The sequence below is a fragment of the Dongia sp. genome (assembly GCF_041909655.1).
Lineage (GTDB): Bacteria > Pseudomonadota > Alphaproteobacteria > Dongiales > Dongiaceae > Dongia.
The window spans coordinates 333,643-347,740 of sequence record NZ_JAYRDA010000001.1 but is presented as its reverse complement, the minus strand read 5'-3'; the positions used below and the strand labels follow the sequence as shown (position 1 = coordinate 347,740).

11 protein-coding genes are annotated in these 14,098 nt (G+C 60.4%); 9 read left to right on the top strand and 2 right to left on the bottom strand.

The genetic code is table 11. From position 1 onward, the window contains the following. Positions 1-145 precede the first annotated feature (145 nt). The gene (locus ACE3PR_RS01500; RefSeq protein WP_374367380.1) at positions 146-940 is read right to left on the bottom strand and encodes a calcium-binding protein; all 795 of its coding nucleotides are present in this window, start codon (positions 938-940) and stop codon (positions 146-148) included. A 140-nt stretch (positions 941-1,080) separates the two neighbouring features. After that, entirely contained in the window at positions 1,081-2,319 is a 1,239-nt protein-coding gene (locus ACE3PR_RS01495; RefSeq protein WP_374367378.1) for a glycosyltransferase, read from the bottom strand. A gap of 212 nt (positions 2,320-2,531) precedes the next feature. Between ACE3PR_RS01495 and galE the strand changes: the two genes are divergently transcribed. From galE to ACE3PR_RS01450, 9 genes are all read left to right on the top strand, one after another. After that, a complete protein-coding gene (galE, locus tag ACE3PR_RS01490) occupies positions 2,532-3,554 on the top strand; it encodes a UDP-glucose 4-epimerase GalE (RefSeq protein ID WP_374367375.1) in 1,023 nt (340 codons plus the stop codon). Next, the gene (gene rfbC / locus ACE3PR_RS01485) at positions 3,544-4,134 is read left to right on the top strand and encodes a dTDP-4-dehydrorhamnose 3,5-epimerase (protein ID WP_374367372.1); all 591 of its coding nucleotides are present in this window, start codon (positions 3,544-3,546) and stop codon (positions 4,132-4,134) included. The genes galE and rfbC overlap by 11 nt, the downstream gene beginning before the upstream one ends. Continuing rightward, positions 4,135-5,055: a dTDP-4-dehydrorhamnose reductase gene (rfbD, locus tag ACE3PR_RS01480; protein ID WP_374367370.1), complete on the top strand. Its 921-nt coding sequence runs from the start codon at positions 4,135-4,137 to the stop codon at positions 5,053-5,055. Next, positions 5,052-5,960, top strand: a complete 909-nt coding sequence (gene rfbA, locus ACE3PR_RS01475; protein WP_374367367.1) for a glucose-1-phosphate thymidylyltransferase RfbA — start codon at positions 5,052-5,054, stop codon at positions 5,958-5,960. Before rfbD ends, rfbA begins: the two co-directional genes overlap by 4 nt. 333 nt (positions 5,961-6,293) lie before the next feature. Then, positions 6,294-7,808, top strand: a complete 1,515-nt coding sequence (locus ACE3PR_RS01470) for a DUF6212 domain-containing protein (RefSeq protein ID WP_374367365.1) — start codon at positions 6,294-6,296, stop codon at positions 7,806-7,808. A gap of 7 nt (positions 7,809-7,815) precedes the next feature. Then, a complete protein-coding gene (locus ACE3PR_RS01465) occupies positions 7,816-10,545 on the top strand; it encodes a glycosyltransferase (RefSeq protein WP_374367362.1) in 2,730 nt (909 codons plus the stop codon). After that, complete coding sequence (locus tag ACE3PR_RS01460; protein WP_374367359.1) at positions 10,542-11,693, top strand: hypothetical protein; 1,152 nt, start codon at positions 10,542-10,544, stop codon at positions 11,691-11,693. Before ACE3PR_RS01465 ends, ACE3PR_RS01460 begins: the two co-directional genes overlap by 4 nt. Further along, positions 11,690-12,895, top strand: a complete 1,206-nt coding sequence (locus tag ACE3PR_RS01455; protein WP_374367356.1) for a polysaccharide pyruvyl transferase family protein — start codon at positions 11,690-11,692, stop codon at positions 12,893-12,895. The genes ACE3PR_RS01460 and ACE3PR_RS01455 overlap by 4 nt, the downstream gene beginning before the upstream one ends. Before the next feature lie 2 nt (positions 12,896-12,897). Further along, positions 12,898-14,058, top strand: a complete 1,161-nt coding sequence (locus tag ACE3PR_RS01450) for a hypothetical protein (protein WP_374367353.1) — start codon at positions 12,898-12,900, stop codon at positions 14,056-14,058. Positions 14,059-14,098: the final 40 nt, after the last annotated feature.

Genomic DNA, 14,098 nt, shown 5'->3' with positions numbered 1-14,098 from the left:
CTCTCCCGATTGAAATTGGCCAGACCAAAATTGAACTGCCGACATTGAACTGTAGTCAAATCGGGCCGGGATCAAATGAGCCGTAAAACGAAATTGGTGGCGCCACGGCCCGATAGACTGGGACCGCAACGCCACCAACCCGTCATTAGCTGATCACAAAGAAGGAGCTCGGGTTGGCCTGAACGTCGGCCGCCGAGACACCTACCAAGGTGATTTGATCCCCATTGCCGAAGTCGATCACGGCATTGCCGTTGACATCGGTAACGTGAGTCGCCACGTCGTCGGCCGAGGTGATGTCGAGACCATTGATGTTCTTCGCGATCTGGACGACGTCTTCGCCCTCCTCGAAGTCCATGATGACATCCTGACCACCGCCACCTGCGAAGACGAAGGTATCCGCGCCGGCACCGCCAGCCAGTACGTCATCACCGGCACCACCGACGATGAAGTCATCGCCATTGCCACCTGTGATGAAGTCGTTGCCGGCACCGCCGTCGAGGGTGTCATCGCCATTGCCGCCGCGCAGGGCATCGTCGCCCTCACCGCCGCTCAGGCGATCATCGCCGTTGCCGCCGGTAAGGTCATCCGCCCCGTCGCCGCCGGAAATGGTGTCGTCGCCGGCGCTGCCGTTAAGCCAGTCATCGCCTTCGCCGCCGGAAATCACATCGTCACCGGAGCCGCCATTGATGTAATCGGCATCGCCACCGCCGAAGATCGAATCTGCGCCGGAGCCGCCGACGATATGATCGGAACCCTCGCCGCCATAGACCGTGTCGTCGCCGGAGCCGCCATTGATCCAATCGGCGCCGTCACCGCCGTCGATGTAATCACTGCCGCTGCCGCCCGCGATCGCGTCGTCACCACCGCCACCAAGGATATGATCCCCTTGGCCGGTGCCGACAAGACGGTCGGCGAAATCACCGCCCGGAATTGTCGCCATCGTGTCTCTCCTCATCACTTGAGATTGCTGGTCGTGGGTGCCGAAACCGAACTAACTTGAACAGCAAATATAACGCGGCGCAACATTTGTATTGTTATATAACTATGACCTTAATTCTAAGAATTACAAATTATCCGACCCTATACTTTGGTGATACGTGACGACACCGCCGAGGAGGTCTCGCCACAGAGCTCGCGCTCCCATATGGGCAGGAGTTGTGCGCTGGAAAAGGCCGTTTTTGCTCGATTTCTGGCAGCACTGCGCATTTCCGCGGCAGCCTCCTGCTCAGCAAGCGCGCAGCGCATCACTTCTTCCAATTGCAACACGTCGCGAAAGTCGACTAAACGCGCCACAGCCGGGTCACCGACAATCTCGCGCACCGGAATCGTGTCCGACGCGACGATATGGCAGCCGCAGGACATCGCTTCGACCAATGACCAAGACGGCACAAACGGTACCGTAAGATAGACATGCAATGTGGAAAGGCGGAGAAGAGCTCGGTAGTCGTCGCGGGGTAATGTGCCCAGGAAATGAATGCGCTCCAGCGGCAGATCCGGAAGCTCCCGCAGCATCATCTCCTTATAGGTCTCACCGTTGGGAAGAGACCTGGAATAATATGCTTTGTCTTCTCCGGCGATGGCGACGTGCACAGCTTTGTCACGTTGTAATAGCCCGCTGATCGCTTGCATGAAGTGCGGAAAACCGCGATACGGTTCGAGGCCCCGCGTCGCATAGGTAACCAGCTTTTCCACGACGCTTAAATCATGCGGGCCGATACATTTAGATGTCGGTGTCAGCGGAGTGAAATAATCCGTGTCAACACCATCATGCAAGATTTCCAGTTTCTCCTGATAGGCCTCGGGGAACTGACTGCGCTGAAAAGCCGTTGGAACAAGGCCAAAATCAACATCTTCCAACGCCATCAGGATCGGCGCATTGAGGGTACGGATACGACAGGCCTTGTCCGCGTTCATACCGGCGGGGTCGAGATAATCGGCATCGCTATTGTGAGGATGATAATACCATTCGAAGTAGCCGACGAAGCGGGCGGCAGGAAAGGCTTCACGCAGATAAAGCGTCACGCCCCAACCGCAATGACCCAGAATGACATCCGGCACGAATCCATTCTGCCGCAACCGGTGACACGCTTCGTAGACTGCCTGTCCCATCAGCACGTCTGCTTCGAAACTGTGCAGATAGTGGTGCGTCGTTGCGGCTGGACGACGTCGCGGCTGCGCCCGAACGACCTGTATGCCGTCACGCACGAAGCTCTGCATGGAATTTATGAAAGCAACACGATGGTGGGAACAGCGCGCCAATCTTTCAGCAATTGCGCCGAACTGGCCGGGGAAGTCGCGATGCACGAAGAGGATGTTCATCAAGCGAACCTCATGTCTCGCCGCGCATCAGCAGAATGTCGGCATTGAAATTGCGATGTCACATTGAAGGCGCAAGATGCAAGCAAGCGCAAGCATTAGTGCAGCGTTATTTGTACGGCAGTTTACGAATATTATCGCCAATAAGTAATTAGTGCTTAGCCGGTTTCCGTTTGATAACGTCGCCATCGCTACCGATCGGCACAAGAAGAGGAATGAAGACCAAGATGCGTCATGTGCTCGTGACCGGCGGCGCCGGATATGTCGGCAGTCATGCCTGCCGGATGCTCGCCAAGAGCGGATACCTTCCGGTAACCGTGGACAATCTCACCACCGGGCATCGCTGGGCGGTGCGCTGGGGGCCTCTTGAAGTTGGCGACATTGCGGATCACAAACTGATCACAGCGCTGCTGGCGAAGTATCAGCCCGTCGCGGTGATGCATTTCGCGGCTCTTTCCCTGGTTGGTGAATCCGGTTCCCTGCCGGCACGTTATTACGACAACAATGTCGCCGGCACCTTGTCGCTGCTCGATGCGATGCGCGTTGCGGGGATTGATCGCTTTGTCTTCTCCAGCACCTGCGCCACCTACGGTCAGCCGGAATCCTGTCCGATCCGTGAAACGGCACCTCAGCAGCCCATCAACACTTATGGCCGCAGCAAGCTGATGATTGAAACGATCCTCAAGGATTTCGTTGCCGCCTATGGACTGAAGGCCACGGCGTTGCGCTACTTCAACGCCGCCGGAGCAGTTCCAGCCGACGGCATCGGCGAAGCGCATCCCTGCGAGACTCACCTCATCCCGCTGGTAATCGAAGCGGCGCTCGGTCGTCGTGGGCCGGTCCAGATATTCGGGACCGATTACCCCACTCCCGACGGCACCTGCCAGCGTGACTATATTCACGTGAACGACCTGGCGACGGCACATGTCCAGGCGCTGGCGCGGTCCGAGAGCCAGACGGGTTTCGAGGCGTTCAACCTCGGCACCGGCCAGCCCTATTCGGTACGCGAAGTGGTGGCTGCCGTCGCCACCCAGGCCGGGCGGGCGGTGCCGCAGCAGATTGGCGCGCGCCGCGCCGGCGACCCGGCGGCGCTTTACGCCGACCCCACGCTGGCCCGCGAAACGCTCAACTGGTCGCCCGTCGAATCGAGCCTTGCCGATATCGTCGGGTCGGCCTGGGCCTGGCACGCTTCGCTTCAGGATATGCATCAACACGCCGAGGTGCGCCATGCCGTATGACCCGCCCCTGCCACAACACCTACCGGCCGGATTGCGTCTGGTCGATCGGCAGCGTTACGCCGACAAGCGCGGCTGGTTCATGGAATTGTACCGGCACCAGGAAAACGACCCGGCCACCGGCACCGCAGCCAATGACGCTCTGCCGCATTTCTGCCAGGACAATGTCTCTCTCACCGAGGCGCCGGCGGTTATCCGTGGCATGCATTTCCAGCGACCACCTTACGCCCAGGCCAAGCTCGTGACCGTGCTGGCCGGCGCCATTCTGGACGTGGTGATCGACCTCAGGCCGGATTCACCGGATTTCGGCCAACCGACCGTACTGCATCTTGCCGCTTCCAGCGACCGGCAGCTTTTCGTACCGGTAGGCTTCGCGCATGGCTTCTGCTCGCTCCAGCCCGCGACCCTGGTCCATTACAAAGTCTCGGCCCCTTATGCGCCCGGTGCCGAGGGAGGCATCTTGTGGAACGATCCAGACCTGTCGATCGATTGGCCCTTCACGGCCGCCGAAGTGCTGGTCTCGGAAAAGGATGCGGCTTGGCCGCGCCTGCGTGACCTGTTACCCATCGAATGGGCAGCCTAGATGAAGTCCGACGGCATCCAGGGGCGCAATGTCGTGGTGATCGGCCGCCACGGCCAGCTGGCGCGTGAACTGGCGGATCTCGACTGGCCGCGCCATTGCCTGCCCCACTTTCTCGGACGCGGTGAGATCGATTTGTTTTCTCCGATTGCCGCACGCAGTGAAATAGCCGCGCTGCGCCCCGCCGTGATCATCAACACCGCTGCCTTTGCCGGCGTTGACCAGGCGGAACTTGAAATCGACGTTGCCTGGCGCCTGAATGCCGCCCTTCCGGCTCAGCTTGGCGCAATCGCCGCAGCACTTGATGTCCCGCTGCTGCATGTGTCCAGCGACTATGTTTTCGCCGGCGATCAGACCCTGCCCTATGATGAAGATGCCGGTGCGGCACCACTCTCGACCTATGGTCTCAGCAAACACGCCGGCGAATCCGCGGTGTTGTCGAGCGGCGCCCGGGTCCTCGTCATTCGCAGCGCCTGGCTTTTCGGCCGGCACGGCCGAAACTTCCTCAAAACTATTCTCAACAAGGCGAAAGCAGATTCGACTGAACCCCTGCGCGTGGTCGACGACCAGCTTGGCTCTCCTACGCCCGCTTCGGCGCTTGCAGCAATGCTGCGCGACGCCGCCCTCGATATGGCCAGCGGGCGCACGATGCCGCCGATTTTGCATTTCGCCGGATCGCCGGCATCGACATGGCACTATTTCGCCGCAGCGATACTCGATGCGTATCACGCCACCGGGTATCTATCCTCGCGGCCCGCTCTGCAGGCGATTGCGACCACGGCGTATGCCAGCGCGGCCCGGCGACCGGCCTGCAGCGCCCTCGACAGCCGCCGGGCAGCTGCGCTCGGCTATGCCCCTCCCGATTGGCGCCAGGCAGTGACGTCACTGGCTGCTGCTTGGCGCGCAGAAAGGAGAGCGGCATGAAGGGCATCGTTCTTGCCGGCGGCAATGGTTCGCGCCTCTACCCAATGACGGCGACAATCACCAAGCAGTTGCTGCCGATCTACGACAAGCCGATGATTTATTATCCGATCGCCACGCTCATGCTGGCCGGCATCCGCGAGATTCTGCTGATCACCACGCCAAAGGATGTTGACCGCTATCGCGATCTTCTGGGTGATGGCGCACGGTGGGGCCTTGAGATCAGTTATGCAACGCAAGCCCTGCCCAACGGCATCGCGCAAGCCTATCTGATCGGTCGCGAATTCGTAAATCACCGACCGAGTGCCCTGGTCCTGGGGGACAATCTTTTTTTTGGCAGCGGTCTCAGCCGGCTTTTGACTTCCGCCGCGCGCCTCGCCCATGGGGCACATATCTTCGCCTGCCGCGTGGAGGATCCCGAACGCTACGGCGTGGTCGAACTCGATGCACAAGGACAGCCTGTCGCAATCGTCGAGAAGCCGCAGGCGCCGCGTTCAAATTGGGCGGTGACCGGACTGTATTTCTACGACGGACGCGCTTCCGACATGGCGCGCGAGCTGCGCCCGTCGGCGCGAGGCGAGCTCGAAATCAGCGACCTCAACGCGCGTTACCTCGCTGCCGGCGAACTTGCGGTGACGAGACTCGGGCGCGGCTTTGCCTGGCTCGATACCGGCACGCCGGAATCACTCAATGCCGCCAGCCAGTTTGTGGGTACGCTGGAAACGCGCCAAGGCGTCAAGATCGCCTGCCTTGAAGAAATCGCCCTCACGCAGGGTTTCATCGATGTCGACACCTTCGCCCGTATGGCAGCGACGGCGCCGGCCAGTGATTACGGTCGCTATCTGCGCTCCTTGTTGAGCGATCTTGAGATCGACGCTGCTGGTCCTAGCCTGCGCGTTGCCGGTTAAGTGAATGATGCAGCGCAAAAGAAACACTGCGCATATTTACCAGAACAGATATCTCACATCTCAATGTTTCTTCAGAATAGTTTGTCACATATCTGTATTAATATCTGTTTTTACAGAATAATCACGCATAGGTGCGCGTATTTTTATTTATAGATTCGTTGATGACCCGACGCGCCATTGCTATATTGCGCTGCGAGATGATGGGCATTCCGGTGTGGTCGGATCTGGGCTAACCGGCATGCTTGGCAAGGATGACAGAGAAGGGGGTTGCGCGTGATCGGTGCTGCGGCTCGAAGCGAAGATGTTCGTCATGAAGCATCGCGGGAAGCACCCGTGGTCGATCTCGATCGAGCCAAGCGCTTCTATGCGCGACGCCCGGCAATCCTTTACAGCGGCCGCCTCAGCGATGCCGCAAAAGCAATCGGCGGCGATACTTATGATTTCTTCAAGATCAAGCGCATTGCCGAGGATCACCTGTTGCTGCGCGATCTCGGTGGGCAGGATCGGCGCCTGAGCGAGCCGCCGCTGCATTTGGCCGGCATTGTCGGCTTCGAGAAAGGCGAGTTCGATCTGGTGACACGCGCCGTGGATTGGTTACGCCGGCGGCGCCCCATCGGCGTGCCGGAACCACAATTGCTTGAGGCCGATGATATCGCTGGTTTCGCCGCTGGCCTCCTTGCCCAGCAATACCAGGGCCTACTCCGGCAATCTGAAATGAATACCGCACTCGCCCGCCAGCTATCTGACCTGCGCCAGGGCAATGAAGATTTGCAGAATCGTTTCGCGGCTCTTGAGGCATTCATCGGTCGGCATGGCCTGCAGCCCTTCGAATGCGCCTTTGTCAACGATCCGGCGCCGGACGACAGCGGCCCGTCTGCCGTGGCCCCAAATGTTCTTGCCATGGCTGCCAATGCGCGTGTCTCGCAAATTCTTCCCGTTGCCAGCCTCGGTGTCAGCGCGATCGCCTTGCATATCGCGCGGGCGGCACAGCACAGCGACGCCAATTTGTCGATCACTTTGAACTCGATCGAAGACGGCCAGGTGATCGAAAACTGGACAATTCCCGCCGCCGACATTGCGGCGGGCTGGATGACCTTGTCATTGCGCAGTGCCATTGCCGGTCTGAAGCGTACTCTGCGCCTCATTATTGCCGCCGATGGCGCCCGCAATGATCTGCCGATCCTTTCTTTGGGTGGCGCCCAGCCGTTGGATCTTTTCCGACTGCAGGATCACGATTTGCAGCAATCCGTTACCTCCTCATCTTTGGCACTGCAGGTCTATGTCGGCCTGCCCGGTGTGGTGCCGCCGAGCCCTGGCGGTTTCGCGGCGCAGGGCGGCCAGGAGGCGGGCGGGGCTGGTTTGCGCGAACGCTCGCTGTCGCCGGAAGTGCTGCGCGAATCTGTGCAGGTACATCTCGACCCTGACGCCAGCGGTTTCAACGGCGTCACCTATCTTGATGGCGAACGCATTATCTCCTGCCATCCGCCGGCCTTCGGCATGACGATCGCGAAGCTGCCAGCGGGTTGCCCTGCTGGGACGCTGCGCCTCTCCGCCAATCTGCTGGTCGATAACGCGCAATCCCGCGATGTGGAATTCGCGCTGGTGGCCAGCAATGACGAGACGCGCATCATGCACTTGCTGGGTGGCGTCGCCGAACCGGTGAAGGGCGAGGGCTTCTCCGGGTGGACGCGCGTTCCAGCCAAACAGCCGCGCTTCGCCAGCCTCTATATCGAAGGCAATGCACCAACCGCCAGCGACCTCTATCTTGCGACGCGCATGGTGGAGCCGGGCAATCACGATTTTGCCTGGGCCCGCTTCCTCAATTTGCATGCCTTGGTCCAGGGCTAACACCGTCATGGCGACACGCAAGCTCAGCAAGGCCGCGAATGAGAGCGATGGAACCCCCGCCGGGCAGGATCCGGTCGAGGTGACTTTCGCACCGACATTGGCGATCGTCATTCCGGTCTACAAGCATTCAGTCCTGCTGACCGAGGCGCTTGAGGCTGCCCTGGCGCAACAGGCTGATTTCGGAATCGCTATCGTTATCGTTGACGATGGCTGCCCCTTTGTCGAGACGGAGACGGTCGGCACCGCCTATGCCGCCGCTTATGACAACATCTTCTATCTCCGCAAGCCCAATGGCGGATTGAGTTCGGCGCGAAATTATGGCGTCGATTTCGCTCTCGATATGTTTCCCAGCATCGAAGCGATCTACTTCCTAGATGCCGATAATCGCATTACGCCCCCGGCGATGCAGGATGTGTTCGATTTCCTGCGCGCCAATCCCGACATTGCCTGGGTCTATCCCAATATCGACAAATTCGGCATCGGCTGGAACGGTGCCTATCACGCCCCCTATTCCCGCCTGCTGCACATCACCTTCGACAATATCTGCGAAGCCGGCTCGATGGTGGCACGTCGGGTCTTTGATACTGGAATCCGATTCGATGAATCGATGCGCGCCGGATTCGAAGATTGGGAATTCTGGCTGCAATGCATTTCCCATGGCTTCAAGGGCGCCAATTACCCCTTCTTCGGCTTCGATTACCGCCAGCGCGCCGAAAGTATGCTGCGGGATTCGCACCGCACCAAGGCCGCGATCATGTCCTATATTCGCGACAAGCATAAACTCCTTTTCGCGCCGGACACGATCACCCGATGGGAACACGAGGAAAGTCCGCGCTTTGCGGCGATCGCCACCGGCACCTATGTGGTATCGCTCTTCACCGATCCGACCGCCGCGCATGCACGCATCGATCTCGAGACCTTTATCGACCGCTACTGGGCGGCCCTGGTTGAGCCCGATTCACACGGCGTGCCGCCCTTCATGATCTGGGCAGCGCCCGCGCATTTCGAAGCCATGCGCCGGATCGGCGTGCTCCACAACGTGCTCTGGCATGCCGAACGCCTGGCCGAGAAGCACCATCTGGTCGCGATCCGCCTGGAACACGATGCCGGCCGCATCGAACTGCGCCAGAATGGTGCCGGCTCGCCGGATTATCTCGCCAAGAAGCCACTGGCTTGGGTTTGTTCCGGCGATCTCTTCAAGGCTTGCGTCGAAGATATATCCGACGAGTGGATCGGCTCGATCCGCGGCAAGCGCCCTTCACCCGACACGATCGAGCTGGTGGTGCGCGGTCCCTTCAAGGCGATCGATCTCGATCGGACCGTTCTTTCGGCTACCAACAGTCTCCTGTCGACTCTCGCGGCCTTCCGGGATTCCAGCTATCGCCGCGCCCATCATACGCGCTGGACCTGGCGTGGTGGCTATTTCCCGCCGGTCAAGAATCACTATCGCATGCTGCGCGAGGCTTTGGGTGCATCGCCGGTAATGCCGCGGGTGACGCCGGTTGCGAACAAACGGCCACGCATCGGCTTTCTGCTCCCGATCGGCTCCTTCGGCGGCGTCGAGAAAGTGGCCTATGCGATGGCCCGCGTCATGGCACGCCTCGGATACGAAACCCATCTCTACATTCTCGGCAAGCCGGTCTGCGAAACGGTCTTCGATCTTGACGATTTCACCAGCGTCAATTTCCTGATGGACGATTATGCCCTTTGGGGCGGCCCACATCATTTTGCCGGTCACGATATCCAGATGGCGCAGGATGAAGGCGCCAAGCTCGACCGCCTGTTGGGCCTGCTCGGTGGTCTCGATGTGGTCATCAACTGCCAAGTGGCGCCGGTCAATGCGGTGCTGGGTGAATTGCGCCGCCGCGGCGTCAAAATTCTCTCTCATGTCCACGTCCTCGACCGCACGCCGGTCGGGCGGGCCGCGGGCCACCCTTATGTGGCCCTCGCCTACGAGCATATCTACGACCTTATCCTCACCTGCTCGCAGCAGATGGCCGATTGGTTCCACGCCATGGGCGTCCCCCAGGCCAAACTGATGCATATTCCCAACGCGCCTTCCTATGAGATGCGCGAGGCGGAAGTCCGGCAGGCGCTCAAATCGCGCACAAAAAGGCCGCTGCCCGATCGTCTGCGCACGCTCTTCATCGGCCGGCTGGATACCCAGAAGGGGATTGAGCGGCTCTATGCTGCCGCCTGCCTCGCCAAACGGCGCAACCTGCCGATCGAATTCCGCCTCGTCGGTGGCGAGGTCTTGAGCGATCAGGCGCGCGGCTCCTGGACCAAGCGCTTTGCCGATATCGGTATCTCGCTGGAGCCCGCGATCTATGCGTCGCGCGGCCTCACCGACGCTTTCGCCAAGGCCGATGTTCTCATCCTCACCTCGCGCTGGGAAGGCGCCCCGCTCACCATCCTGGAGGCGCAGCGGGTCGGCTGCGTGCCGGTGGTGACCGATGTCGGTGCCGTCGGCGAGTTGGTGACTCACGACGAAGATGGCTTGATGATCGAGGTGGAGGACGACGCCGCGATCGCGCATGAATTGGTGAGTTCGCTCGAGCGCCTGCTCAGCGAGCCTCATCTCCTGGATCGGCTCAGAACGCGTGCGGCTGCCAAGGTCGCCGCCACCAGCTGGGCCGAAAACCTGTCGCCGCTCCTGGACCGGCTTGGGGCTTGGTTTCCCTTCAGGTCGGAGGAAATCGAGCTACGCCGAACCGTAACCTCGAGTCCGGTTCCATGAGCGGCGGCAACCATATTATCTTCCGGCACACGCTGGCGCTCTGCCTGGCGGTGGGATTGCTGGCGCCGGCAGTGGCGGCGGAGGAGCCCGGCTTCACCACTGGAATCGCAGCCGCCAACGTTGCCTGGGCCAAGGCGCCGGCCATCGCCGAGACCATGACCGGCATTGCCGCGGCCGGTTTCGAGAGCGTCCGCATCGGATTCAAGAATCCGGTTGCCGGGACTTTCCGCGCTCTGGATGCCGCCAAAGCCGAGGGACTTGAGGTGCTGGTAACGATTCCGCTGATCGACGGCGCAGTGTCTGCCAAGGGCGCCGAGCCGCGTCCGCGCGACAGGCATTTCTTCCCCGCCTATGGTCTCAGCCAGATCGATCTTGCGCGCTATGACGCGCGGCTGCGGCAATTGCTCGATCGCATCGCCGACAAGGATCTCCCGGTCATCGGCCTTGAGATCGGCAACGAACTCAATTGGTCAGGCTATAACGGCGATCTGCCGGTGCGCCCGGGCGGCGCGTTCATTGCCGATGCCGCCGCTTGGCCGGTCGACGAACGCGCCGCCTTTGAAGCCGGCATCGACAAATACGCCGCTGTGATCGAACGCACCCGTGCCGCGCTGCAGGAAAATCCACGCTTCGGGAACATCAAGCTAGTTTCGGCAGGCCTTGCCGATATCAACGCAAATTTCATCCACCGCGTCGGCGCCAGTTATATCGATCCTGCCCTGGTCCATGATGCCTTTGCGGCACGCGGTCTATTTGGCCAGGTCGATGCGATCGGCATCCATCTCTACGAGCCCTTGCGCAACGCCGCCGATGTTGGTGATCGACCGCGCATGATCGCCACGCAACTGACCGATTGCGGTCGGGCGGATTTTGCCGAGCGGCCCTGCTGGATCACCGAATATGGCGCGGCCCTTCCCGAAAAGGATTGTGCCGCGGATGATTCCCGCCGCATTGCACTCATGAAGCCCCTGCTCGACCATCTCGCTTTGGCCGAAAATGCCCGCCGCGTGCCGATCGGCTTCTATTACGACTGGAACGAGGATGCCGGCTTCAGCCTTTTGCGCTGTGGCCGGCCGACCGAACTCACCCGTGAATTGCCGCGTGCCGGCGATGCGCCCCAAGACAACAAGGGAGGAACCATCCAATGAAACGACTTTGCTTCGGGCGCCAGCCGGCCGATACCCGTTATCGCTATCATCCAGGCCTGCCCTTTTCGGAGGGCTTGCCACGGTCCAACAGCACGGCCTTCAGCGCCATGTCGCGCAATTTCTACCTGACGTCGAACAAGGGCAACATGCTCATCGGCGAAGGGTCCTGCCGTATCTTCGACTATGACCGCAACTACTCCTGCATGCTGAGTGTCCACGTCCTTTACGACGCCTATAAGGGCTCCAAGGAGGCCATGGACCTGCTCAACAACAATTTCGACGCCTTGGTCCTGCCGATGGCAAACGAGATTCGGCCGAACCTCAATCACGCCTCGCTTCTCAAGGTTCTGGAGCAGATCAAGATCCCGGTCGTCGTGCTCGGCATGGGCATGCAGAACGAGCTTGAAGATCTGAGTTCGCTGGAACCGGCGACAGTGGACATGCTGCGCTGGATTGACGAAAAGGCGCGTGTCTTCGGCGTCCGCGGCACACATACCGAGGGCTGGCTGAAGAAGATGGGATTCAAGAACCCGACGGCCCTTGGCTGCCCCAGCATGATGCTCTATCCGGAGAACATTCTCGGCATCAAGGCGCCGAAAGGAAAGCCCACCGACTACCGTTTCGTTACCGCCGGCTATCTGCAGAAGAAATCCGTGCGCGGTCGCCAATTGGCGAAGTTCTTCACCGGCCAGAAATGCTCCTATGTCTTCCAGGACGAGATCTTCCAATTCAAGGATGAATTGCAAGGCCGCACTTTCTTCGACGATTCCAGAAGCCAGCTTTCCCAGGCGATCTTCGAGCCTCTGATGAACGAGGCGATCGGCGCGCCCGCTCCCTTCGACAAATACTTCTATTTCGATTCGGTCGAGGCCTGGCGCCAATGTTATGGCTGGCATGACATCTTCATCGGCGACCGCTTCCATGGCGGTGTTGCCGCCCTGCAGGTGGGTCTGCCGACCGCGATCCTGTTCAAGGACCTCCGCGTCAAGGAACTCAGCGAATTCTTCGGCGTGCCGCATACGACGGTAGACAAGGCCTGCAATATGGAGATCGAGGCTTTCATGGCGGAGTACCTCTCGGAACAGAAGATTGCCGCCTTCCACGACACCTATCGGACCCGCCTCAGGAACTTCCATCGCCATCTGACTGAAGCCGGCATGGCGATGACCGAGAACTACCAGGCCAGCCTGATGGCGGCGTGAAGATGGGATCAGTCTTGCGTACCACCATCATCGGTGGATCGAACACGGTGATGCAGCCTGGCTATCTCGGCCAGCTCATCACCATGTCCGCCCAACGCGGCGTGCCGCTCGAGATCGTCGCCGATCTCGCCGTGGGCGGCACGACCAGCGCCTATGGCCTCTATCGCCTGAAGACCAGCGATGCGCTGGAGAAATCCGATCTTTTGTTGATCGAATATGTCATCAACGATGCCTTCATTTATGGCGACGAAAGACGGCAGTTCCGGCATTGGGCGCGGTTCTATGAGGGAATTCTGCGCTATGCGCTGACGCGCAACCCGCGGCTCAAAATCTGCACGCTGATTCTCGGTGCGCGCAACGGCTCGTGGACCAATAGCGTGCCGTCGATCGATGCCGGAATTCACTACCTATCCGATTATTATGGCGTGGATTGTATCGACTTGCCGCGCCTTCTGCTGCGCCGCTTCGGCCGCGAGGTGGTTGGCGACCCCAGCTTCTATGCCGATCAGGGCCATTACAGTCGTCCTGTCGCAACCGGCATGGTGGCTGATCTCGCCGCCGAGGCGATTGCGGACCTTGCCGGCAAATCCTGGCAGAATGATTCTGCCATGGCCCTGCCCCCCGCCGTCGACCCCGACCATTTCGCCGAGGCCGAGATCATCGACGCGAATGCGCTCTTCGCCGCGGCGGGCAATGCCCAGCTCGTTGCCTACAACAATCGCCGCTTCAGCCTCGACGCCGTCGACCTCGCCCGGCATGACGTCACCTTGTCGCTAGACGGCGGGAAACTGCTCGGCATATTTCACGTCAGCGAGCCCGCGATCGCGCCGCTCGCGATATATCGTGGGGAGGCGGGTCATGCCTGCTCGCTCCTGAAAGGCGGCGTGCGCGACGGCAAGTTCAAATTTCTGGCCGCGATGCTGCCCAGTGAATTCCTGTATGGCGCCGATCTCCTGCAACCGATCGGCCAGGAAACGATCCGCCTGACCGGTGTGAAACCAGGTGCCGACCTCAAAATCCATACCGCCAAGGACAATGTGGCCCAATCGGGTCAGCCGGGCGGCACCGAACGCCTGCCCATACTCGGCCTGATGCATAGCGGCAAGCGGCTGTCGCTGACGGTCACGCCTCGCCACAACACCAAGGCACTGGCGGCGGAATAGACTGGAACGATTTCACCGGGACGGCGTTAGACCGCCAGCG